The sequence below is a fragment of the Streptomyces sp. NBC_00704 genome (genome assembly GCF_036226605.1).
In the GTDB taxonomy this organism is placed as follows: domain Bacteria; phylum Actinomycetota; class Actinomycetes; order Streptomycetales; family Streptomycetaceae; genus Streptomyces.
In genome coordinates, this window is the sequence record NZ_CP109000.1 from 2897098 (window position 1) to 2920032 (window position 22935).

At 72.0% G+C, this 22935-nt stretch carries 21 protein-coding genes; 16 read left to right on the forward strand and 5 right to left on the reverse strand.

The genetic code is table 11. The features are described 5' to 3' along the window. The first annotated feature begins 26 nt into the window (after positions 1-26). The 11 genes from OG802_RS12695 (at position 27) to OG802_RS12745 (ending at position 14605) form a co-directional block, all read left to right on the forward strand. Positions 27-416, forward strand: a complete 390-nt coding sequence (locus tag OG802_RS12695; RefSeq protein WP_329410126.1) for a DUF6507 family protein — start codon at positions 27-29, stop codon at positions 414-416. Further along, positions 413-2551: a hypothetical protein gene (locus OG802_RS12700; RefSeq protein ID WP_329410127.1), complete on the forward strand. Its 2139-nt coding sequence runs from the start codon at positions 413-415 to the stop codon at positions 2549-2551. Before OG802_RS12695 ends, OG802_RS12700 begins: the two co-directional genes overlap by 4 nt. Before the next feature lie 94 nt (positions 2552-2645). Further along, the gene (locus OG802_RS12705; protein WP_329410128.1) at positions 2646-3173 is read left to right on the forward strand and encodes a pentapeptide repeat-containing protein; all 528 of its coding nucleotides are present in this window, start codon (positions 2646-2648) and stop codon (positions 3171-3173) included. Between the two features lie 17 nt (positions 3174-3190). Beyond that, on the forward strand, positions 3191-3649 hold the full coding sequence (locus OG802_RS12710) for a toxin-antitoxin system YwqK family antitoxin (RefSeq protein WP_329410129.1): 459 nt from the start codon (positions 3191-3193) through the stop codon (positions 3647-3649). A gap of 166 nt (positions 3650-3815) precedes the next feature. After that, positions 3816-4556 carry an immunity 49 family protein gene (locus OG802_RS12715; protein WP_329410131.1) on the forward strand — a complete coding sequence of 247 codons (741 nt, stop codon included), beginning with the start codon at positions 3816-3818 and terminating at the stop codon, positions 4554-4556. Positions 4557-4570: 14 nt separating this feature from the next. Continuing rightward, positions 4571-4840, forward strand: a complete 270-nt coding sequence (locus tag OG802_RS12720; RefSeq protein ID WP_329410132.1) for a hypothetical protein — start codon at positions 4571-4573, stop codon at positions 4838-4840. Between the two features lie 16 nt (positions 4841-4856). Further along, positions 4857-6242 carry a type VII secretion integral membrane protein EccD gene (gene eccD, locus OG802_RS12725; protein ID WP_329410134.1) on the forward strand — a complete coding sequence of 462 codons (1386 nt, stop codon included), beginning with the start codon at positions 4857-4859 and terminating at the stop codon, positions 6240-6242. A 13-nt stretch (positions 6243-6255) separates the two neighbouring features. Continuing rightward, positions 6256-7695, forward strand: coding sequence for a hypothetical protein (locus OG802_RS12730; RefSeq protein WP_329410136.1), 1440 nt, complete (start codon positions 6256-6258; stop codon positions 7693-7695). Positions 7696-7771: 76 nt separating this feature from the next. Then, complete coding sequence (gene eccCa / locus OG802_RS12735; RefSeq protein WP_329410139.1) at positions 7772-11779, forward strand: type VII secretion protein EccCa; 4008 nt, start codon at positions 7772-7774, stop codon at positions 11777-11779. Beyond that, positions 11776-13185, forward strand: coding sequence for a DUF6177 family protein (locus tag OG802_RS12740; protein ID WP_329410140.1), 1410 nt, complete (start codon positions 11776-11778; stop codon positions 13183-13185). Before eccCa ends, OG802_RS12740 begins: the two co-directional genes overlap by 4 nt. Positions 13186-13390: 205 nt before the next feature. Further along, positions 13391-14605 (forward strand): hypothetical protein, encoded by a 1215-nt coding sequence (locus OG802_RS12745; RefSeq protein WP_329410142.1) that lies wholly within the window; start codon positions 13391-13393, stop codon positions 14603-14605. Positions 14606-14697: 92 nt separating this feature from the next. On the opposite strand, the gene OG802_RS12750 is transcribed toward OG802_RS12745, so the two are convergent. Next, positions 14698-14970 (reverse strand): GntR family transcriptional regulator, encoded by a 273-nt coding sequence (locus tag OG802_RS12750; RefSeq protein WP_329410143.1) that lies wholly within the window; start codon positions 14968-14970, stop codon positions 14698-14700. 391 nt (positions 14971-15361) lie between these two features. Between OG802_RS12750 and OG802_RS12755 the strand changes: the two genes are divergently transcribed. The 3 genes from OG802_RS12755 to OG802_RS12765 all read left to right on the forward strand — a co-directional run bounded on the left by OG802_RS12755 (position 15362) and on the right by OG802_RS12765 (position 16304). Continuing rightward, positions 15362-15622 (forward strand): hypothetical protein, encoded by a 261-nt coding sequence (locus tag OG802_RS12755; RefSeq protein ID WP_329410144.1) that lies wholly within the window; start codon positions 15362-15364, stop codon positions 15620-15622. A 152-nt stretch (positions 15623-15774) separates the two neighbouring features. Continuing rightward, on the forward strand, positions 15775-16047 hold the full coding sequence (locus OG802_RS12760) for a type II toxin-antitoxin system Phd/YefM family antitoxin (protein ID WP_329410146.1): 273 nt from the start codon (positions 15775-15777) through the stop codon (positions 16045-16047). Next, positions 16044-16304, forward strand: a complete 261-nt coding sequence (locus tag OG802_RS12765; RefSeq protein ID WP_069771073.1) for a Txe/YoeB family addiction module toxin — start codon at positions 16044-16046, stop codon at positions 16302-16304. The genes OG802_RS12760 and OG802_RS12765 overlap by 4 nt, the downstream gene beginning before the upstream one ends. Positions 16305-16403: 99 nt before the next feature. Here the strand turns inward: OG802_RS12765 and OG802_RS12770 are convergent, their stop codons facing one another. From OG802_RS12770 to OG802_RS12780, 3 genes are read right to left on the reverse strand one after another with little or no spacing between them, the layout of a single operon-like run. Next, on the reverse strand, positions 16404-17204 hold the full coding sequence (locus tag OG802_RS12770; RefSeq protein ID WP_443055442.1) for a sugar phosphate isomerase/epimerase family protein: 801 nt from the start codon (positions 17202-17204) through the stop codon (positions 16404-16406). A gap of 35 nt (positions 17205-17239) precedes the next feature. Further along, complete coding sequence (locus tag OG802_RS12775; RefSeq protein WP_329410152.1) at positions 17240-18394, reverse strand: dihydrodipicolinate synthase family protein; 1155 nt, start codon at positions 18392-18394, stop codon at positions 17240-17242. Further along, the gene (locus OG802_RS12780) at positions 18391-19548 is read right to left on the reverse strand and encodes a Gfo/Idh/MocA family protein (protein ID WP_329410154.1); all 1158 of its coding nucleotides are present in this window, start codon (positions 19546-19548) and stop codon (positions 18391-18393) included. Before OG802_RS12780 ends, OG802_RS12775 begins: the two co-directional genes overlap by 4 nt. Before the next feature lie 299 nt (positions 19549-19847). On the opposite strand from OG802_RS12780, the gene OG802_RS12785 reads away from it, so the two are divergent. Together OG802_RS12785 and OG802_RS12790 are read left to right on the forward strand one after the other, a co-directional pair. Next, positions 19848-20894 carry a LacI family DNA-binding transcriptional regulator gene (locus tag OG802_RS12785; RefSeq protein ID WP_329410156.1) on the forward strand — a complete coding sequence of 349 codons (1047 nt, stop codon included), beginning with the start codon at positions 19848-19850 and terminating at the stop codon, positions 20892-20894. A 414-nt stretch (positions 20895-21308) separates the two neighbouring features. Further along, on the forward strand, positions 21309-22127 hold the full coding sequence (locus OG802_RS12790) for a sugar phosphate isomerase/epimerase family protein (protein ID WP_329410157.1): 819 nt from the start codon (positions 21309-21311) through the stop codon (positions 22125-22127). Between the two features lie 154 nt (positions 22128-22281). Here OG802_RS12790 and OG802_RS12795 read toward each other — a convergent pair whose 3' ends face one another. After that, positions 22282-22914, reverse strand: coding sequence for a GNAT family N-acetyltransferase (locus tag OG802_RS12795; protein ID WP_329410159.1), 633 nt, complete (start codon positions 22912-22914; stop codon positions 22282-22284). Between the last annotated feature and the right edge of the window lie 21 nt (positions 22915-22935).

A 22935-nucleotide genomic window follows, 5' to 3' on the forward strand; every position in this document is an offset into this window, starting at 1 on the left:
GGTGTCACGGATTACGGGGAATCCACATGACGGGGTGGGACATCTCGCCGTCGGGCGTGCAACACGTTCTCACGGAGACGGCGAAGGCGGCCGAGGGCCTCTCGAACACCGGGAAGGCCCTGCAGGAGACCGCGCCCAGCGCGGCCGGATCCGCCGGCACGATCCAGCAGGGCGGCGTCGAGAAGAGCGGGGTCCAGGGACCGGTCGGCGCGGCGCTGGCCGAGTTCTTCACGGCCTACCAGGAGAAGCTGGCGTATGTCGCGGTGCGCACGTCGAACTCGCTCAACGGGGCGGCCACCGCGACCAACGCCTACGTCAAGGGCGATCTGGACATGGCGGCGCAGGCCCAGGCGAACGCGCTGAAGGAGCCGAAGATCGACCTGCCGGGCGCGAGCGGACAGCAGGGGGGCAAGTGAGCGCGGACCTCATCGACCCGCAGAACATTCCGCAGTTCACCGGCGACCTGGAACAACTGGGCACGGACTCGATGCTTCTGACCGCGGAGGCCCTCACCTTCCGCCAGTCGGGGTCGGACGTGCACACCCGCTTCCAGGGGCTGTCGGCGTGCTACTCGGCCCCGGAGGCCGACCAGTTGTTCGCCACGACCGCGCCGGTGGCCGCCAAGGCGGACGAGTTCGCCGACGATCTGGAGAAGGTGGCGGCCGCCCTCAGCTCGTACGAAACGGAGGTCCAGCCGCTCGTCGCCAAACTGAAGAGCCTCAAGCAGCGCGCGGAGACCTTCCGGCACGACATCGCGGGCGACGACCACTGGCGCGAGGACGACGACAACGTCCAGCTCAACAACGACCTGGTGCACGACGTCACCGCCGCCACCACCGCGTTCTGGCAGGCGGAGATCACCTGCCACAACAAGATCACCGCGCTGGTGGGCGGGACGACGCTGATCCTCGAGGACGGCGCGCAGAAACGGCTGGTGAAGCGCGGCACCAGCACGTACGGCTTCACCGCCGACCTGCTGAACCAGTCCGAGGAACTGCCCTGGGGCAAGACCGTGGAGAAGGAGCGGCACGGGCTGGACTGGCTGGGCCACCAGGTGATCGACTTCGGCAAGGGCTTCTTCGTCGACGGCGTATGGGGCACGATCCGGGGCCTCGGCACCTTCGTCGGCTTCGACGGCTGGGACGCGGCCGGTGAGGCCTGGACCGGGCTCGGCAAGCTTGCGACGGGCCTGGCCATCACCGTGACCCCGATCGCCGGCAGCCTGTACTGGACGATGCCCGAGGACAAGCTGCCCGGGTATCTGCGCGAGACCCGCAACACGGTCAAGGAGGCGGGCATGGCGCTGGTGGCGTGGGACGAGTGGGGCAAGAACCCCGCCCGGGCCGGCGGCGCGGTCACCTTCAACGTCCTGACCACGATCTTCACCGGCGGTGCCGGTACGGCGGCGAAGGGCGGGGCGGTCGCCCGCACGCTCGCCGTGCTCGGCAAGACCGGGCGGCTGGTCGACCCGATGACGTACCTCGGCAAGGCCGCGAAGTTCGGCACGGTCAAGGTCGCCGACCTGTTCGCCGGCCTGAAGGACCTGCACGCGGGCGCCTTCAACGACCTGATCTCCGGGGCGGGACGCGTCCAGCCGGACGGCAGCGTGCTGCGGATCGCCGACGACCTCCCGGTGATCCACGACAACGTCCTGCAGTGGCCGGACGGCACCCGCCTCAACCTGGACGACAGCTCGGTCGTGCGCCCGGACGGGACGGCGGCCCCGGCGACGGTGGAACTGTCGGCGGCGGACAGGGACTTGCTGCGACAGACGCTGCCGCATCGCGAACCGGTCATGACCAGCTCAGGGGGCCACGCCACCGGGACGGCATACGGGGCTGGGGAGAGCCACCCCGGCACCCATGCCGCTCATGACGGCTCGGCGGCATCCGAGCACCACCCGCCCTCGGCATCGCAGCCGTCGAGTGGGGGAAACGGCCATGGTCCCGCCGGTTCCGAGCACCACACGCCCCAGCACGGTGGACCGGGCGGCGGCAAACCATCAGACGTCCCAGCGGGGCAGGAGCCGCTTCATCATCGCGCCAATGACCCACTACCCGAACTCACCCCGGAAGAAAGGGCGGATCACTGGGGCCACTTGAAAGAGGTCGAAGGCCGGAGCCCGGACCAGTTCGACGATCTCCAACGAGACCCCGACAAGAACGGCGGTATTTCCGAGCCTTCCAAGGACGAGGCCCGTGTCGGTCTGGACCTGCGGGAGCAGGGGCGTCTGCCCGATGACATTCAACGCCCTACAGAGGCAGACCGGGGAGAGTTCTACTCACCCAGCGCCGACAGGTATTACGACATCAAGGGTGTCCACTCCGACTGGCCGCCGTTCAACAATGTGCGGGACAAGTCACAGCCATTCAAGGGCGCTTATGACCCCGCCAAGAACGGCCGCTGGGTCAAGAAGCTCGAGGAACAGATCGTCGAGAAGCAGCGCGTTGTTATCCTGGATGTGCGAAACGCGAATCAGGCGGCGATCGACGACATCAAGTCCATCGTCCACAAGAACGGCTGGGAAGATGATGTCATCTGGTATCCGTGAACCTTGGAGTCCTGCCACGACTCCGCCCGACCCCCAAGCCGCGAAGCGCCTGGAGGAGTGGCTCCAGCGGGGAGGCGACGGCGGACTCGATGTCATGGGTCTCGATCTGAGCGGAGCGGATCTCTCCGGGGGCGCCTTCCAGGAGTCATGGTTCACAGATACCAAGCTGGTCAGGACCAAACTTATCGGCGCAGATCTCTACCGCTCCGATGCCGAGGGCGCCGATTTCTCCGGAGCCGATCTGACGCGGGCCTCACTGGTACGGGTCAACTTCGACGACGCGGTCCTTCGGGGAGCGAATCTCGACGGTGCGGACCTGGTGAAGGCATCGCTCTACGGGGTAGACGCGTCGGCCGCGTCCATGCGGGGAACCCGTCTCATGGGAGCGTCGCTGATCGACGTGAACCTGTGCGGCTCCGACCTGTCCCAGTCGGTCGTCCGCGAGAACACGTTCAAAGTCACCGTGGACGAAACGACCAAATTCACAGGAATGTCCGGCACCGTCTTCGGTCCCGTTCAGCTGACCGACCGGACAGGTCAACACGAAATCGGCGGCACCGAACTGGAACGCTGGCTACGGGAGCGCGGCGGCGATGTAAGCGTACTGAGAGGCCGGGTATGACAGGGAAGTCACCGGTCGTGAATCAGTCCGCGGCCCCTCACGACACGGATGCTCAGGAAGTCGACAAAGGCAAGTCCGCCGTCCACGAGATAAGCAACGCCGCCCGACGCGTAGCCATAGAAGACCCTGAAGTGGACATGGATGACGCTCAGCGCCTGCTCTACCGCGGGGAGCTCTTCACCGGCGAGGTGACGGAGTACCTCGGCGACAAGCTCGTGAGCCTGGACGAATACGTCGACGGAGTTCAGCACGGTCCGTCACTGGAATGGTACAAAGACGGAACTCTGCGGTCGGAGAGCATGGTACGCAAGGGACTGGCCTGCGGGGAATCCAAGGAATGGAATTCGAACGGAACCCTGGCATCGCTTCGAGTATTCGACGATGACGGTCTCACGCTCCGCGAGAGTTACGAGTGGGACGAGGACGGCAGGCCGACGAAGAGCTGGCGCATGGACGACGGCTCCGAAGAGCCCTGATGAAGCAGTTCAACATCAAGAAATGAGGGAACCGCACATGCCGACGAGGATTTCGCGGCCGCCGGCAGAAGGAAGTCACCCGGATCCGGAAGGGCTGCGGCAGAGAATCAATGCGCGCACCCTCAAGGACGTCGAGGATTTGGAGGCGTACCCCGACAGCCTCGGTATGACGTTCAATCGGGCGCGTCAGAGGGCCGCGCTCCTGTGCACCGAGGATCCCACCGCCAAGATGCTCGAGACCTGGGAGGCCTGGGTCATGGCCATGCAGGTGGGGTCGGCACTCTTCGCCTCGGCGACCGCTCCTGAGGGCACCACCGTGCCCTGCATGATCGCGCATGAGGTACGCAGCATTCCCGCCGTGGGTCCCACCCACTTCACGGACGCCGGTACCTGGCTGGACGCCTTCTGGCTGGCCGTGGTCTGCCGGGACCAGGCGCGGATGACGGCGTTGTGCCAGGTGCCGATCGAGACGCTGCGGGCGTCCGGCGCCGTGTTCGAGGAGTACATCTACCACTGGGTGGACGCCCTCCAGACGTACTGGCTGGAACGGCCGGGCCTCGGGGACAAGCTCGTCGCCGCGTTCGACGGCACCGACCCGGACCGGCTGCGGATCGTGGACCGGGAGCTGATGCTCAAGGTCCTGTTCCCGCCGCTCAACCTCTTCCACCGGTTCGTCGCCCAGGACCCCGTGAAGTTCAACGAGGCACTCGTCCGCGCGCTCGAACTGCACAAGGAGTACTGGACCGCCGACCCGGAACGCGAGGAGTCCGGTGACGGCGACATCCCGCTGGCCGTCCTCGCGATCACCTGTCTCGCGTACGACGCCGGCCGGCCGATCGAGGTCGAGTCGGAGTACCTTCCCGAGCACCTGCTCAAGCGCAGTTGGCTGGGCGAGTTCCCGACGTGAGGTAGGTGGACGGTGTGACCGCTCAGGACTATGACAGCCAGCTTCTGGAGTCAGTCGCCGTGCGGCGGCGGCGGTTGCGGGACGCCCTGTTGTTCGGGGCGCAGCGGCAACGGCGGGCCGTGGACGAGCGGGTGGGGAAGGTGGTCGCCGGGATGGTGGTCGCGGCCGTGTTGTGCGCGGGGTGCGTGGGGTGGTCGTTCGTGTCGCACCGGGTGATCGGGCAGACCACGAGCCCCTACTCCCCCGGCGTCTCCACACCCTCCGGCAGTCCTGCCGGCCGGTGATAGGTTCGCGAACGTGATGTCTACGGGGGCCTTGAATCGTAGGGCGGCCGGCGGGCCGGCCGTGCTGAGTCGCGTCACCCTCGTCGGTGAGCGGCGCCGCGTCGACCTCGTGCTGCCGGCGCAGGAGCCGGTCGGGGTGCTGCTGCCCGAGATCATGCGGTTGCTGGACGACCGGGTGGAGGGCCGGCCCGCGTCGCGTCACCTCGTGACGGTGGACGGCTCCGCACTCGATCACGACAGCACACTGGAGACGGCGGGCATCCGCGACGGGGCCGTGCTGCGTCTCGTCCGCGCGGAGGACGCGCCGCCCGCTCCCGTGGTCCACGACGTCACCGACGAGGTGGCGGAGGGGCTCGGCGACCGGCTGGGGCAGTGGGGACCCGTCGCGCGGCGGATCACGGCGGGGGTCGCGTGCGTGGGCTGGGCGGTCGTCGCCGCCCTGTTCGCACGTGCGCAGTACGACCGTTCCGTCGTCGCCGGTGCGCTGCTCGCCTCCGCCGGTGCGGCCGCGGTCGCCGGTGCGGTCCTGGGGCGGCTGCGCAGGCAGGCGCCGGCGGTGACCCTGCTGTGCGCCGGTGGCGCGCTCGGCGTGCTGGGCGCGTGGAGCCTCGTCGACGTGGTCGGCGGGGATTCCGCGGGCGCTCTGCGGCTTGCCGGGGTGGCCGCCGTCGGCGCGCTGGTCCTCGTCCTGCTCGGGCTGTTCACGCCGCTGGGGCGGGGCGGTGTCGTGGGCGCCGCCGCCGTGGCCCTGACCGCCGTCGGCTGGGAGGCCGTCGTGGCCGCGCAGTCCGGCGCCGGGACGGCGGAGCAGCAGGCTCATGTCGGGGCCGTCGTCGGCGTCGTCTGTGTGGTGGTGCTCGGAGTGCTGCCGCGGCTGGCGCTGATGGCGTCCGGTCTCTCGGGGCTCGACGACCGGCGGGCGGGCGGGGTGTCCGTCAGCCGCTACCAGGTGTCCGCCGCTCTGGCCGCCGCCCATCGCGCTCTGGTGCTCGCCACGATCACCGTGGCCGTGTCGGCCGCGGCGGCCGCCGTGCTGGCGGTGCGGTCTCCCTCAGGGTGGACGGTGTCGCTCGCCGCGGTCGTCGCAGTGGTGCTGGCTCTGCGGGCCCGGGCGTTTCCGCTGGTCGCCGAGGTGGTCGTGCTGCTGGCCGCGGCAGCAGGAGTCGCCGTACGGTTGCTGACGGTATGGGCGGAGCGGTCCTCGACCGCTGCCCCGCTGGCCGTGCTCGTCGTGTTGGCGGTCCTGCCGCTGGCCGTGCTCGCCGTGCAGCCGGCCGAGCATGTGCGGGTGCGGTTGCGGCGGTTCGGCGACCTGCTCGAGTCGGTCGGGGTCGTCGCCCTTCTTCCGCTGCTCGTCGGCGTGTTCGGTGTGTACGGGCGACTGCTCGACACCTTCGCTTAGGAGGCGCGGCGGCATGACGCAGGGGGAACAGCGGCGGGAGCAGCCGCCGGCGCGCGGCGACGGCCTCGGCGGCGGCGACCGTGGCGGTGACGGCGGCGACTGGCAGCGCGACGTGTTGCGGGAGCTGGGCGGCGGGCGTGAGGCGGCCTCCGGACGGTCCGGGGAGCCGGCCCTCCGGCTCGTGCACCCCGCACCCCCGCAGCCCGCACCCCCGCAGCCCGCGGCCACCGGGACGGCAGCGGTTCCCCGGTCCGCAGCAGACGCGGTCGGCGGCACCGACGGTGGCGGTGGCGGTGGCCTGTCCGGTCCTCACGTGTCCGGCCCTCACGAATCCGGCCCTCACGAATCCGCGCCGCACATATCGGGGCCGCACATATCCGGGCCGGTGCCCCCGGCCCTCGTGTCCGATGCCGCGGCCGCCGGTTCCCCGGCCGCCGGCACGCCGGACCCGGAGCGGCCCGCGTCGCCCGCCCCTTCCGCCCCGCCTGCCCCGCCCGCCCCCTCTGGCCCGGACCCCCGGCTTCCGGCGTCCCCCGCTCCCGAGTCCTCCCCCACCCTCGACCCGCGTCTCCTCCTCGCCCTGGGATCTCCCCTGCACGGCGACTCCGTGGCCCGGCGCACGGGGCGGGCGTTGCGCAAACTCACCTCGTCCGTCGCGCAGGACGTCGCCGAACAGACCCGGATCGCCCGCGAGTTGCAGCAGCCCGTCACGACGGGCCGGGTGGTGGCCGTCACCTCCATTCGCGGCGGCGTCGGCAAGTCCACCGTCTCCGCGTTGCTCGGACGCACCCTCAACCACTACCGGCACGACCTGGTGCTGACGATGGAGGCGGACGCCGCGCTGGGCACCCTGCCCGTGCGCATGGGCGCGGAGGCGGTGCGCTGGACGTGCGCCGACCTCGCGCCGATCCTCACCCCGTCGATGCGGCTGACGGACGTGACCGGCTATCTGGTGCCGGTGTCGGACGGCGGCTGGCTGCTGCCCGCGAGCCGGGGCCAGGTCGGCGCGCCGCTCGACATGACGACGTACCGCAAGGTGACGCTGGCGTTGCGCCGCTACTTCGCCGTGACCGTCGTCGACTGCGAGTCGCTCCCCGGCGAGGTGGCCCGTACGGCCATGGACACCGCGCACGCCCGGGTCGTGGTCGCGCCGATGACGGCGGAGGGCGTCGGAGCCACCCGTCAGGTGCTGGACTGGCTGGCGCGGCTGCCGCACTCGGCGCTGGCCGGCACGGTCGTCGCACTGGTCTGCGGCGCCCCCGACACCGTCCTCGACGACAAAACGGCCGCCGGGCATCTCCGGGAGACGGGCGTCACCGTCGTCACCGTGCCGTACGACCGTCATCTGGCCGGCGGCGGGCCCATCCGCACCGACCTGCTGGCGCAGACCACCCAGCACGCCGTTCTACGGCTGGCCGCCGAGGTGATGGGGCGCGCGGTGAGGGTGCGATGAGCACCCGGCCGCCACGAAGCCGCCCGCGCCCGCCCTGCCCCTCCTCCGTCACGACCCGCTCCGGAGAACTCCGCCCGTGACCCTGAGAATCGTCCACCGGCCCGCCCGCAGCACCCGCCCGCTCGAACCCGTCCGGCCGCGCACGGTCGAGGCGCCGCCCAACCTGCCCGAGGGCAAGATCGGCAACGCGGCGACCGCGCTGCTGCCGATGGCCGGCGTCATGGGTTCCGTGGTCATGATGACCGTGATCCGCAACAGCCGGTTCGCGGTGCTGGGCGCGGTCGTCCTGGTCTTCGCGCTGCTGGGGGCGGTGGCCCTGTTCCTGTCCCAGCGCGGCAAGGCGCAGCGCACCCGGCGCACCCAGCGCGAGCGCTACCTGGACTACCTGGAGGAGTTGCGGGAGGAGATGGGGGCCGCCGAGCGCCGGCTGCGGGATGCGGAGCGGGAGCTGAACCCGTCGCCGGACGCCCTGTACGACCTGGTGCGGGATCCGGCCCGGCTGTGGGAGCGGCGCCGCAAGGACGCCGACTTCCTGCGGGTGCGGGTCGGCCTCGGTGACGTGCCGGTCCAGGAGCCGGTCGTTCAGCAGAGCGGCGCCGGCGGGGTGCTGACGCCGCCGGACCCGTTCATGCTCAACGAGGCGCGCGCCCTGCAACGCAGGTTCGCGACGGCCGCCGACGTGCCGTTGCCGGTGCCGCTGGACCGCGCCGGGAACGTCAGCGTCGTCGGCGACCGGGAGGGCGTCCTGCGGGTGGCCCGTGCGCTGCTCGTGCAGACGGCCGTGACGCACGCGCCGGACGACGTGGCGCTCGCGCTGGCCGTCCCTCCCGAGCGGTCGGCCGAGTGGGAGTGGGCCAAGTGGCTGCCCCATGTGCTGGATCCGCAGGCGCACGACGGCCCGGTGGCCGCACGCCGCATCGCGCCCGATCCGAGGCGACTGGCCGAACGGCTCCGCCACGATCTGGGCCGGCGGTCCGCGTACGCGGCAGAGGTGCGGCGCGGTCTGGCCGACCGGGACGCGTTGCGGCTGGCCGGCCGGTTGCTGGTCGTCGTGGACGCCTACGGCGAGCCCGCGGGCGACCTGCCGCGCCCGGACTCGGCGGTCGGGCTGTCCGACATGGGCGTCACCGTGGTGCACCTCCTCCAGGAGCAGATCCACGAACCGGACGAGGTCGGCGTCCGCATCTCCGTCCACGGCGACCGGGTGGTCGTCGACGATCTGCGCGGCTTCGCCGCCGAGGGCGTCGTCGACCCGGTCACCGTCGCGGGCGCCGAGGGCATCGCCCGTCTGCTGGCCCCGCTGCGGCTGTCACCGGAGTCCGCCGCCGAAGGCGCTCCCGTCACCGGACCGGTCGACTTCCCCGCGCTCCTCGGCATCGCCGACCCCGCCGAACCGGATGTCCCCACGCTGTGGAAGCCGCGCGGCGAACGTGACTTCCTGCGCGTCCCCATCGGGCTGACGGAGCGTCACGAGTCCGTGCTGCTCGACCTGAAGGAGTCCTCCCAGCTAGGCATGGGACCGCACGGCCTGTGCGTGGGCGCGACCGGTTCCGGCAAGAGCGAGCTGCTGCGCACCCTCGTGCTCGCACTGGCCGCCACGCACTCCCCGGAGGACCTCGCGCTCGTCCTGGTCGACTACAAGGGCGGCGCCACCTTCGCCCCCTTCGCCGAACTGCCCCACGTCGCAGGGATGATCACCAACCTGGAGAACCAGGCCGGTCTCGTCGAGCGGGTCCACACGAGCCTCGCCGGCGAGGTCAGACGCCGCCAGCAGGTTCTCAAGGACGCCGGGAACGTCGCCGACATCGGTCACTACGCCGTGCTGCGCGCGACCCGCAGGCCGGACCTCGAACCGCTCCCGCACCTGTTCGTCGTCATCGACGAGTTCGGCGAACTCCTCACCGCCAAACCGGACTTCATCGACCTGTTCCTGTCCATCGGCCGTATCGGCCGCTCCATCGGCGTGCATCTGCTGCTGTCCAGTCAGCGCATCGAGGGCGGCAAGCTCAAGGGCCTGGACACCTACCTGTCGTACCGGCTGGGCTTGCGGACGTTCTCCGCCGACGAGTCCCGCACGGTCCTCGACACCACCGACGCCTTCCATCTGCCGCCCCTGCCGGGGTTCGGCTATCTGAAGGTCGACACGTCCACCTACGAACGGTTCAAGGCCGGATACGTCTCCGGGGCGCACCGCGGACCCGCGGTGCGCGACCGGCACGACGACGAACCGCTGGTCCTGCCCTACCCGACGTACGACACCGGGCAGCGGGCCGAGGAGGAGCAGGAGGAATCGGCCGCCACCCGGCGGGAGACCGGCCCGACCGTGCTGTCCCTCATGGTCGGCCGGCTCGCCGGCGCCGCGCCGGCCGTGCGCCGCATCTGGCTGCCGCCGCTGCCGGACGCCGTCACCCTGGACGCGGCCGCCGGCCCGGTCCGGGTCTCCGAGCGCGGACTGCACCTGGCGCGCGCCACGGGCGGCATGCGGGCGCCGCTCGGCGTGCTCGACGACCCGGCCCGGCAGTGGCAGGGCCAGTGGGTGCTGGACCTGACCACGGCCGGCGGGCACGTGGCCGTGATCGGCGGCCCCCAGTCCGGCAAGACCACGCTGCTGAGGACCCTCGTGCTGTCCCTGGCGGCCACCCACACCCCGCGCGACGTCGCCGTGTACGGCCTGGACCTGGTCGGCGGCGGCCTCTCGGCGCTGGCCGCCCTGCCGCACGTCGGCGGCATCGCCGGACGGGCCGACCGCGAGCGCGCGGCCCGTACGGTCGCCGAGGTGCGGACCATGCTCGCCGAGCGCGAGACGGTGTTCCGCGAGCACGGCATCGACTCCGTCGACCAGCTCCGCCGGCTCCGCGCCGAGGGCCGGCTGCCGCAGCTCGGCTCCACCGACGTGGTCCTCGTCGTCGACGGGTTCGGTGCGCTGCGCGACGACTTCGCCGACCTCGACGAGCCCGTCGCCGACCTGTTGAAGCGCGGCGGCGGCTACGGGATCCACGTGGTGGCGGGCATGCTGCGCTGGAACGACGTCCGCATCGCCACCCAGTCGATGTTCGGCACGCGCGTCGAACTGCGCCTGAACGACCCGGCCGACTCCTCCGTCGACCGCAAGCTCTCCGAGACCCTCTCGCCGGACGTGCCGGGCCGGGTGCTCACCGACGGCAGACTGTTCGCGCAGGTCGCCCTGCCGCGCCTCGACGGCTCGCCCACGACGGGCGACCTGGGCCCGGCCCTGGACGAGGCGGCGCGGACCGTCCACGCCACCTGGCACGGCGCACCCGCCGCCCCGGTGCGGGTGCTGCCCGCCCGGCTTCCGGCGACCCGGCTGCCCTCGCCGGCCGCCGAACCGCGGCGCATACCCATCGGCCTCGGCCAGGAAGCCCTCGCCCCCGTACTGCTCGACCTCTTCGGCGGCGACCAGCACCTGCTGGTCCTCGGCGACAACGAATGCGGCAAGACGAATCTTCTGAAGCTGATCGTCGCCGGCCTCGTCGAGCGGTACTCCGACGAGGAGCTGGTCTTCGGCGTCTTCGACCCTCGCCGCGGGCTGCGCGGCGTCGTCCCCGAGCCGTACCGGGGCGGTTACGCCCACAACGCCGCGCTCGCCGGCGCCCTCTCCACCGGCATCGCCGCCGAACTCGAAAAACGGCTCCCGGAGACCGCCGACCCCGACGCGCCCGAGACCGGCGAACCCTCCTTCCGCGGCCCGCGGATCGTCATCCTCGTCGACGACTACGACATCCTCACCACCGCCGGACAGCAGCCCCTCGCGCCCTTCGTGCCGTACGTCTCCAGCGCCCAGGACATCGGCCTGCACTTCGTCCTCGCGCGCCGCGCCGCCGGAGCCTCCCGTGCCCTGTACGAACCGCTCCTGACCACCCTGCGCGAGACGGGCGCCACCGCCCTGGTCATGACCGGCGACCGTACCGAGGGACAGCTTTTCCCCGGCCTGTACGCCTCCCAGCAGCCGCCCGGCCGCGGCACCCTGGTCCGCCGGGGCCGCCGCCACCAGCTCGTCCAGACCGCGCTGGCCGATGCCGGGGAGACCAGGAACGCCGGGGCCGCCGGAAAGGACGAGTCGTGACCAAGGACGTCATCGCCCTCACCCCCAAGATGCCGGACACCTGGGCTCTGCTGGCCGGCCTGTACGCGGGCGGCCCCCGGACGCGGGTGACCGCCGGATCCGAGGGCGCCGTGCTGCGGCTGTGCGCCCCGGACGGCAGACCCCTGGTGTCCGTGGAGGCCCCACTGCTCGTCCAGGTCCCCGGGGAGGCCGAACGGCTGCTCGGGCGGGACGTGCCCGTGCCGTTCTGGTGGACCGAGGCGCGGGCCTCCGGCGCCGTGCCCGAGGCCGAGCGGCTCGCGGGGTCGGTGTGCGGGCGGCTCGCCCTGCTGCTGGGCGGCAGCACCTGGCCCGAGACGGCCGCGAGCACCGACGTCGTGGACGTGAGCGCGGTCGTCGCACCCGACGACGGCGGGCCGGTCGTGGACGTCCTCACCGAGAGCACGGCCGTCGTCCTGGCCGACCGGCCCGTCCTGGCCCTGACCACCTGGCTCTCCGAACTGCTGCGCGACACCGCGGAGTCGGGCCGCGCCCTGCACCTCGTCACCCCGCCGCACGTGCGGCTCAGCGCCCCGGCCCGCGCCACGCTCGTACAGCCGCCCAACCGCTGGGTCGTCCAGGACCCGGCGCAGGGCTATTACGACGGACTGTCCGGAGCGGTGCTGCGCTGGCAGGACGGGACGTTCGCGCCGGCGGTCGGAGCCGACGGCACGGCCGCGGTCGCCGACGCGTTCGGACGGACGTCCCCGAGCGCGGAGCGGCAGCTGATCGTGGCGTTCCGTACCGTGCTCCCCGCACAGGAGGACGTCGTCCTGGGCGAAGGCGTGGAGACGGCCTGGCGGGCGCTCACCGGCTCGCCGCCCGCGGGCTGGGGCACGGCGGAGCCCGTCAACCTGCCGTGGTCGCCGCACAGGCTGACCGGCCTGGCACGCGACCGGGCGCCGGAGCCCACCCACCTGGTCGTCGCCGGGCACCCCGGCCGGCCCGCGCTGGCGTGGATACGGGTCACCCGGACGACGGCGGGCGTCGAGCAGGACGTCACCCTGACCCTCGGCCACGGGGCCGACGAGGAGCCGCCGCTGGACGCGATCACGCCCCTCGCGGAGACCCTCGTCGAGCAGCACGGCCTGACGACGATGCTGGTCTCGGTCCGCCGGGCCTCCCGCGACCTCACCACCGCGCCCGTGCTCCAGGCACCGCCCCTTCCGGTCGCCTTCACTTTGGGCGCGCGGGACGTACGCGACATCGGCCTCACCCACGCCCGCCGCCCACCCCTCCCGGTGCGCCCCCTCGCCCTGGGCCCCGCCTCCGCCCCGGCCCTGCACTACCCACTGGGAGACGGCACGGACCCGCGCGCCCTCACCGAGCTTCAGCAACTGGCGGCACACCTGCGGGCCGGGATGCCGGGGGCGGAGCGAGAGGCCTGAGGGCCGCTTCCGCTTCCGCTCCCGCCGGATCGCCGACGAACAGCGGAGCGAACGAAACAGGCCATCGGCACATGCCAGGCGCATCAAACACCTCCCCGGCGCATTGCATCACTTGTAATGAACTCCGCAGGTCAAACGGGTGACAGGGGCAAATCGCCCCCCATGATGTGGTCGTTCCCCACCCCTCCCACAAAGGAGCACGACCATGTCGGAGACAGCCGAGCCCAACGTCGGCACGTTCACCCTCGGCGCCGCTATCACCGTCGAACCCCCCACCCCGGTCGAGGTCCCGGAACACGAGGACTGGACCCTGCCGAACGGCTTCGCCTGGATCTTCCGGGGCGAGGGCAACACCACCCCCGGCAGCCTCGTCCGCCCCGTGATCATGGCCGACGGTTTCAACCTCGGCCGCAGCAAGCTCGACAAGCTGTATCAGGGCCTGGAGAGCGGCTTCCCCTTCGTCAGCGAGCTGCGCAGCCGCGGCAGAGACGTCATCCTGCTCGGTTTCGAGGAGCGCAGCGCGTCGATCCTGGACAACGCGCAGGCCGCCGAGGCAGCCATCGTCGAGGCCATCACCCGGCGGCAGGGCAACGCCCCGCTGGTCGTCGGCGGGTTCAGCATGGGCGGCATCGTCACCCGGTACGCGCTGGCCAAGATGGAGTCCCAGGGGAACCGCCCCCACGAGACCGAGCTGTACTTCTCGTACGACAGCCCCCACCGGGGCGCGTCCATCCCCGTCGGCGTGCAGGCGTTCTCGTACTTCATCCCGTTCGCGAACGACTTCGCGAAGCAGATGGACAGCCCGGCGGCGCGTCAGATGCTGTGGCGGCACTACGACAAGGACACCGGGAAGATCGGGATCGCCAAGGAGCGCACGGAGTTCCTCGACGCGCTGGCAGAGGTCGGCTGGTGGCCGGCGGAGCCGCGGAAGATCGCGGTCGCCAACGGCCGCGCCGACGGGGTCGGCCTCCCGGACGTCACGCCCGGGGCCATCGCGCTGCGCATCGCCCAGATCTACCCGGGCACCACCTTCTACACCCAGGCCCAGGGCGACGACGTGACGGTCGCCTACCTGAACCGGCGGTTCCCCGCGGCCGAGAAGACCATCACCACCGACGGCTTCCCGGAGCTGGACGGCGCGCCGGGCGGCACCCTGCACACGTACAAGATCCTCGCCGACGCGATGGAGAAGCTCGGCGGCACGGTGGATCTGCGGCACGAGGAGGTGTGCTTCGTGCCGTCGGTGAGCGCGGTCGCCATCCGCGACGTCGACACGCAGGATGCGTTGTACGCGAAGATCACCGAAATGTCCCCGGAAGAGAGCGAGCTGGACGACTTCGTCTGTTCGTCGACGACCACGCCGCACACCGGGATCACTCGGGAGCTGTGCACCTGGCTGCTGAGCCACCTGCCCGACTGACCCGCCGCGTCACGTCCGGGCACCACCGGGGCCGCCCATCCGCTCACACCTGGCGGAGGGCGGCCCCTTCGTCACTCCCGGAGCCGGCCGTACTAGGCAGACGGCTCGGGCGCCTCGGGTGCGGGCGGCAGGGGGTCGGAGACGAATGAACCCCGGGCCCGTACGGTCACCACCAGTCCCCTGTCCCGAAGGATGTCCAGAGCGCGGCGCACGGTGCCCGGACCGACCTTGTGCTCGTGCGTCATGGTGAGTTCGCCCGGCAGCCTCGTGCCCGGCGGGTACTCACCGGAACGGATCTTCCGTTCGATGATCGCGGCGAGCTGTTCATAGACGTACTGCGGCGAATCGGGGCTGATCTTGTCCACCCGCTGACCGTATGCCGCTACCTTCCACCGCGCATTACTTAGTACTACTACCAACCACTACCTACCACTACCGCTACTGGGCTAGGCTCCGGAGGACAAAGACGCCCCGGCGGGAAGGGTGAAGGCTTCCGCGCCGGGGCTCAGCCGACCCAAGGAGTCGACCTGTGCGCAGCCTACTGACCGCGATCCTGAGCTTCTTCCTGCCGCCGCGCGGAGCGCACCGCACGCTCGGGCCCCCGCCGCTCCCGGCCTCTCCCCCGCAGCCGCGCGCCCGCGCAACCGGGACGCGCCCGCTCCCCACGGATGTGATCCTCGCCGACGGGCTCCCTCTGGTGCGCCCGTACCTCGTAGCCCTGGGTCACCAGCTCCACGTACCGTCGGGGGCCGTCGCATGAGCGCGCGGCGCTTTCGCAGCATCGGCGTCGATCCCGCCACCGGCAAGGAGGCGTTCGTGGTCGCGCGTCCCGGCGGGGTCCTGGAGGAGCTGGCCGACGCGCACGCCCTGAAGGCCGCCGCCGTCCTGGCGACGGTCGTCGGGGCCGTACTGGAGGGAGGCAGGTCGTCGGACGCCGAACTCGCCGCTTTCGTACCGTCGCTGCACGCAGCACTCGAGGAATGCGTCGGCATCATGGCGGCGGACAGGGAGCGCTGAGACGGGAGGGCCTGTGGGCGCCCGGCACGCCCAGCGGCCGTCGCACGGCGCCCGCGGCCGGGCGCCGCCCCCGGACGGCCGCTTCTGGTACCGAAAACTCGCACCACTACTGGTACCGTTTTCTCGTACCGCCAGGAGAAGAGGAGTCTGCCATGTCGATAAGTGCCAGCGAGGCGAGGAAGACCCTGTTCCCCCTGATCGAGCAGGTCAACAACGACCACACCGTCGTGGAGATCACCTCCAGGTCGGGCGACGCGGTGCTGATGTCCGCCGATGACTACCGCTCATGGCAGGAGACCGTGTACCTCCTGCGGTCCCCCGCCAACGCGGCGCGGCTGATGAGGGCCGTCGCAGCCTACAAAGCCGGGGAAACCGTCGAGAAGACCGTCGACGAGCTGTACGCCGCCACGGAGGGTGAGGGGTGAGGGACATCCGCTTCACTCCCGACGGATGGGACGACTTCGCGTATTGGGCGACGACCGATCCGAAGATGTGCCGCCGTCTGGCGAAGGTGATCGACGACTGCCGACGCGATCCCTTCGCGGGGATCGGGAAGCCGGAGCCCCTGAGGGGCGAGCTGTCCGGGTTCTGGTCCCGCCGGATCGACGACGAGCACCGTCTGGTGTACGCGGTGGAGGACAAGGCCGTCGTGGTCATCAAGGCCCGGTACCACTACGGCTGACCGCTCGCCGCAGCGACACGAGCGGTCTTCGGGTCTTGGTCGCCGTCCCGGACCCGGTGGCCGTATGGTCCGGGACGGTGACCCGTCCGGTGACGGAGGCTACCGGTTCACGTGCGCCAGGAACCGCTGCGCCGTCTCGGCCAGGACCTCGCGGCCGTCCCGGGCCCACAGGCCGTCGTTGAAGAGTTCGACCTCGATCGCGCCCGTGTACCCGGCCGCCTCCACGTGGCCCTGCCACTCGCGCATGTCGATCGCGCCGTCGCCGATCTGGCCGCGGCCGTTGAGGACGCCCTCGGGCAGGGGCGTCGTCCAGTCGGCGAGCTGGAAGGTGTGGATGCGGCCGCCCGCGCCCGCCCGGACGATCTGGGCGGGGGCCTGGTCGTCCCACCAGATGTGGTAGGTGTCGACGGTGACGCCGACCTGGTGGGCCGGGAAGCGTTCCGCGAGGTCCAGGGCCTGGGTGAGGGTGGAGACCACGCAGCGGTCGGCCGCGTACATGGGGTGCAGGGGCTCGATGGCCAGCTTCACCCCGTGCTCCTCGGCGTAGGGGCCGAGGACGGCGAGGGCGTCGGCGATGCGTTCGCGGGCGCCGTGCAGGTCCTTGGATCCGGCGGGCAGGCCGCCGGAGACGAGGACGAGCACCTCGGTGCCGAGGGCGGCCGCCTCGTCGACCGCCCGGCGGTTGTCGGCGAGGGCCTCCGCCCGCTCGTCCGGGTCTGTCGCCGTGAGGAAGCCGCCGCGGCACAGGGTCGTCACCGTCAGGCCCGCGTCGCGCACCAGCTTGGCGGTCGCCTCCACGCCGTACGTCTGCACGGGCTCACGCCACAGGCCGACGTTGGTCACGCCCAAGTCGACGCAGGCGGCGGCGAGTTCGGGCAGGGACAGCTGCTTCACCGTCATCTGGTTGATGGAGAAGCGGCTCAGGTCCGGGTTGCTCACTGGGTCACTCCGTACAGGGCGAGCAGGGTCTTCATCCGCTCCTCGGCCAGCTTCGGGTCGGGGAACAGGCCCAGGCCGTCGGCGAGTTCGTAGGCGCAGGCGAAGTGCGGGAGGGAGCGGGCCGACTGCAGGCCGCCGACCATCGTGAAGTGCGACTGGTGGCCGGCCAGCCAGGCCAGGAACACCACGCCCGTCTTGTAGAAGCGGGTGGGGGGCTGGAACAGGTGGCGGGACAACTCGACGGTGGGGTCGAGGAGTTCACGGAAGCCGGCCGTGTTCCCCGTGTCGAGGACGCGGACCGCCTCCGCCGCCAGCGGGCCCAGCGGGTCGAAGATGCCGAGCAGGGCGTGGCTGAAGCCCTGTTCGTCGCCCGCGATCAGCTCGGGGTAGTTGAAGTCGTCGCCGGTGTAGCAGCGCACGCCCTGCGGCAGCCTGCGCCGGATGTCGATCTCGCGCCCGGCGTCGAGCAGCGAGACCTTGATGCCCTCCACCTTGTCGGGGTGGGCGGCGATGACCTCCAGGAAGGTGTCCGTGGCCGCGTCCAGGTCGGACGAGCCCCAGTAGCCCTCCAGCGCCGGGTCGAACATCGGGCCCAGCCAGTGCAGGATCACCGGCTCGGACGCCTGGCGCAGCAGGTGGCCGTAGACGTCCAGGTAGTCCTCGGGGCCCGAGGCGGCCGCCGCGAGGGCACGCGACGCCATCAGGATGGAGCGCGCGCCCGATTCCTCGACGAGGGCGAGCTGCTCCTCGTAGGCCGCGCGGACCTCGGCGAGCGTGCCGCCGGCGGTGAGCTGGTCGGTGCCGACGCCGCAGGCGATCCGGCCGCCGACCGTCCTGGCCTCGGCGGCGGAGCGGCGGATCAGCTCGGCCGCGCCCGCCCAGTCCAGGCCCATGCCGCGCTGGGCGGTGTCCATCGCCTCGGCGACGCCGAGCCCGTGGGACCACAGGTGGCGGCGGAAGGCGAGGGTGGCGTCCCAGTCGACGGCGGCGGGCGAGTCGGGCGAGACGTCCGCGAACGGGTCGGCGACGACGTGCGCCGCCGAGTAGACGGTACGGGAGGTGAAGGGCGCGCCGGTGGTCAGGGCGAGCGGTTCGGTGCGGGGTTCGTAGGTCCGCAGGGCGCCGTCCGCGCCGGGCAGCCGGATCGTCACAGCGTGACCTCCGGGACGTCCAGGCGGCGGCCCTCGGCGGAGGACCTCAGGCCCAGTTCGGCGAGCTGGACGCCGCGGGCGCCGGCCAGCAGGTCCCAGTGGTAGGGGGCGTCGGCGTAGACGTGCCTGAGGAACAGCTCCCACTGGGCCTTGAAGCCGTTGTCGAACTCGCCGTTGTCGGGGACCTCCTGCCACTGGTCGCGGAAGACCTCGGTGGCGGGGATGTCCGGGTTCCAGACCGGCTTGGGGGTGGCGGAGCGGTGCTGGACGCGGCAGTTGCGCAGTCCGGCGACGGCGGAGCCCTCGGTGCCGTCGACCTGGAACTCGACGAGTTCGTCGCGGTTCACGCGCACCGCCCAGGAGGAGTTGATCTGGGCGATGGCGCCGCCCTCCAGCTCGAAGACGCCGTAGGCGGCGTCGTCGGCGGTGGCGTCGTAGGGCTTGTCCTGCTCGTCCCAGCGCTGCGGGATGTGGGTGGCGGTGAGGGCCTGGACGGACTTCACCCGGCCGAACAGCTCGTGCAGGACGTACTCCCAGTGCGGGAACATGTCGACGACGATGCCGCCGCCGTCCTCCGCGCGGTAGTTCCACGACGGACGCTGGGCGGCCTGCCAGTCGCCCTCGAAGACCCAGTAGCCGAACTCCCCGCGCACGGACAGGATCCGGCCGAAGAAGCCGCCGTCGATGAGCCGCTTGAGCTTGAGCAGGCCCGGCAGGAACAGCTTGTCCTGGACGACGCCGTGCTTGACGCCCGCGGCGGTGGCCAGGCGGGCCAGCTCCAGGGCGCCGTCGAGGCCGGTGGCGGTGGGCTTCTCGGTGTAGATGTGCTTGCCGGCGGCGACGGCCTTGCGGATCGCCTCCTCGCGGGCGGAGGTGACCTGGGCGTCGAAGTAGATCTCGACGGTCGGGTCGTCGAGCACCGCGTCGAGGTCGGTGGAGACGTTCTCCGGGTCCAGGCCGTGCTGCTCGGCGAGCGCCTTGAGGGCGTGCTCGCGGCGGCCGACGAGGACGGGTTCCGGCCACAGGACGGTGCCGTCGCCGAGGTCGAGGCCGCCCTGGTCGCGCAGGGCCAGGATGGAGCGGACGAGGTGCTGGCGGTAACCCATGCGTCCGGTCACGCCGTTCATGGCGATCCGCACCGTTCTGCGTGTCACGTCGATCCCTTCATAGGCGTCGCGCGCAAGGTGTCTGCGCGGTTCGTACGCGTTGTGCGCGCCGCGTACGCCTCTTCCTGATCAGCGTGACAGCAAGCGCTTTCTATACAGGAAGAAGCTAGCCTCTGACCGGTGGTCCGGACAAGACCGTGTCCATCCCGAGTTGTTCGAGGGGGCGAACAACGGGGGTCCTGGGCCGTAAGGTCGGCTCGACACGCCCGGAACCGCGCCTGCCAAGGCCGCTGTCCACCAGGGCGTACGACGACGTACGACGAGATGTGTGACCGGAGGACGACGAGATGACGGTGACCCTGGCGGACGTGGCGGCCCGCGCGCAGGTCTCGCCCGCGACGGTGTCGCGCGTGCTGAACGGGAACTACCCCGTGGCGGCCACCACCAGGGAGCGGGTGCTGCGGGCGGTCGACGAGCTGGACTACGTGCTGAACGGGCCGGCGAGCGCGCTGGCCGCGGCCACCTCCGACCTGGTCGGCATCCTGGTGAACGACATCGCCGACCCCTTCTTCGGGATCATGGCGAGCGCGATCCAGTCCGAGATCGGGGGTCCGGGCGGCCGCGCCGGCGGCGAACGGCTCGCGGTGGTCTGCAACACCGGGGGCTCGCCGGAGCGCGAGCTGACCTACCTGACGCTGTTGCAGCGGCAGCGGGCGGCGGCCGTGGTGCTCACCGGCGGGGCCGTGGAGGACGAGCCGCACGCCTCGGCGGTGGCGTCCAAGCTGCGCCGGCTCGGCGAGGCCGGCACCCGCGTGGTGCTGTGCGGCCGGCCGCCCGCGCCGGACACCTCGGCCATAGCCCTGACCTTCGACAACCGCGGGGGCGGACGCGAGCTGACCGAGCACCTCCTCGGGCTCGGCCACCGGCGGCTCGGCTACATCGCGGGCCCCGAGGAGCGCACGACCACCCGGCACCGGCTGGAGGGCCACCGGGCGGCGCTGGCCGCGGCCGGCGTCGAGGAGGACCCGCGCTGGACCGTGCACGGCCGCTACGACCGCCGGGCCGGCTACGAGGCGACGCTGGAGCTGCTGCGCCGCGACCCCTCGCTGACGGCGGTCGTCGCCGCCAACGACTCCGTCGCGCTCGGAGCCTGCGCCGCCCTGCGGGAGTCGGGGCTGCGGATCCCGGAGGACGTGTCGGTGGCGGGCTTCGACGACCTGCCGTTCAGCATCGACGTCGTGCCGTCCCTGACGACGGTGCGGCTGCCGCTGGCGGAGGCGGGGGCCCGCGCGGGACGGATCGCCATGGGCCGCGAGGAGCCGCCGCCGGGCGGCATCGCCACGATCCGCGGCGAGTTGATGGTGCGCGGGTCGTCGGGCGCCCCCCGGAAGTGAGACTGCGCTCCGCCCACCGGGAGGCCCGGCTGCCGGAGGTCGTCCGCAGCGCCGATCCCGGCAGCCCGTTCGCCGCGGGGAGCGTGCGGGGCGAGGTCGCCGAGGTCCGGGGCGAGGACGAGGCAGGACAGACCCTGGACTTGGGACGTCTGGGTCGGGGGCGGGATGCGGCAGACCCTGGATCTGGGACGTCCGGGTCGAGGACGCGGCACGGAAGATCCTCGACCTGGTCGGCGGCCTGCCCGACGGCGAGCGGAGCGGCTGCTTCCTGCCGGGCCGGGCCGTCCGCGTCCACGACTGCGCCGCGACGACCGAGCCGCTCTTCGGGACCGCGTTCTGCTCACCGGCAGACACAGGGGGAATCGCCCTCGCCTGCGCTGGACCCGTGTGCCGCCTCCGGGTGAGAGTGGTGGCATGAAGTTCGCCTTTTCCACTCTCGGTGTCCCCGGTCTGCCCGTCTCCGAAGTGCTGCGGCTCGCGGTCGCGCACGGCTATCACGGCGTGGAGGTACGCGCCCATCCCGAGGAACCGGTCCACCCGGGACTGACTGCGCAGGAACGCGCCGACGTCGCCGCCGAGTTCAAGTCGGCGGGCGTCGAGATCCTCGGGATCGCCGGGTACGCGCGGGCCGCCGCGCCCGGCGACGACGAACCCGTGCTCGACGAGATCCGCGCCCTCGTCGGCCTCGCCCGCGATCTCGGCGCGCCCTTCGTCCGCGTCTTCCCCGGCGGAACCCCGGACGGATCCGAGGAGCAGAGCGACGCGGACGCCGACGCCGACGCGATCGCGGCCCGGCGCCTCGGGACCGCCGCCGAACACGCCGCCGACCTCGGCGTGCGCATCCTGGTGGAGACCCACGACTCGCACCGCACGGGCGCGGACGTCATCCGGATCATCGGCCCCGTCGGACACCGGCAGGTCGGCGCGCTGTGGGACGTCATGCACACCTGGCTGGGCGGCGAGCAGCCGCAGGACACCTACGCCGCGCTCTCCCCGTTCCTCGGGTACGTGCAGGTCAAGGACATCGCCTCGGCCGAGGACACGACGCCGCTGGCTCTGGGCTCCGGCGTGCTGCCCCTCGCGGAGTGCGTCGAGGTCCTGGCCCGCAACGGCTGGGACGGCTGGCTGTGCTGGGAGTACGAGAAGCGCTGGCACGAGAACGCCGAGCCGCTGGCGGGCCTCCTCGACGACGGCCGCGCCCACCTGGGCCGGCTGCTCAACGACTCGGCGTGACGGACGCCGGTCACCACCGGCGGATCCCACGAAGACGACGGACGAGCGCGGCGCCCGAGCGGATCACCTGAGCGGTGCACGCGAGTGACCGGCCGGCGAACCGCCCGACCGCGCCCGTGACGTCGGGCGGGCGCGGTCGGCCCGGGCCTGGGGCTCAGGTCCGGCCGGAGAGGTGGCGGGCGACGCGGGCGGTCAGGCGCTGTTCGCATTCGGGCCATTCGCCCGCCGTGAGGGAGAAGATCGCGGAGTCGCGGAGGCTGTCGTCCTCGCCCGGTGCCCAGGAGCGCGACCAGCTGCGCAGGACGCCCTCGAAGCGGGCGCCGACGCTCTCGATCGCCGCGCGCGAACGGGCGTTGCGGGCGTCCGTCTTGAGGTCCACCCGGGAGACGTCCCACTGCTCGAAGGCGTGCCGGAAGAGCAGCAGCTTGGCCTCGGCGTTGACGCCCGTGCCCTGGGCGGAGCCGGCGAGCCAGGTGAAGCCGACCTCGACGGCGTCGAGGCGGTCGTCGGAGCGCCAGCACCGCGGCTCCCAGTACGAGGTCGCGCCGACCGCCCGGCCGGAGGCGAGGCTGATCTGCGCGTACGGGGCGAGCCGGCCGGTCGCCGCGCGGGCGAGCTGGGCTTCGACGTAGTCGGCGGTCTCGTGCCCGCGGGGCACCCACGTGTAGGCGTACGTGGAGCGGTCCTCCTCCGCCGCCTCCGCCAGTTCGGCGGCGTGCCGCCGCTCCAGCGGCTCCAGGCGCACCAGTGCGCCCTCCAGAACCGGTCCCTCCAGCATGAAGCCCACCCGACGCCGTCCTCTCCCAGC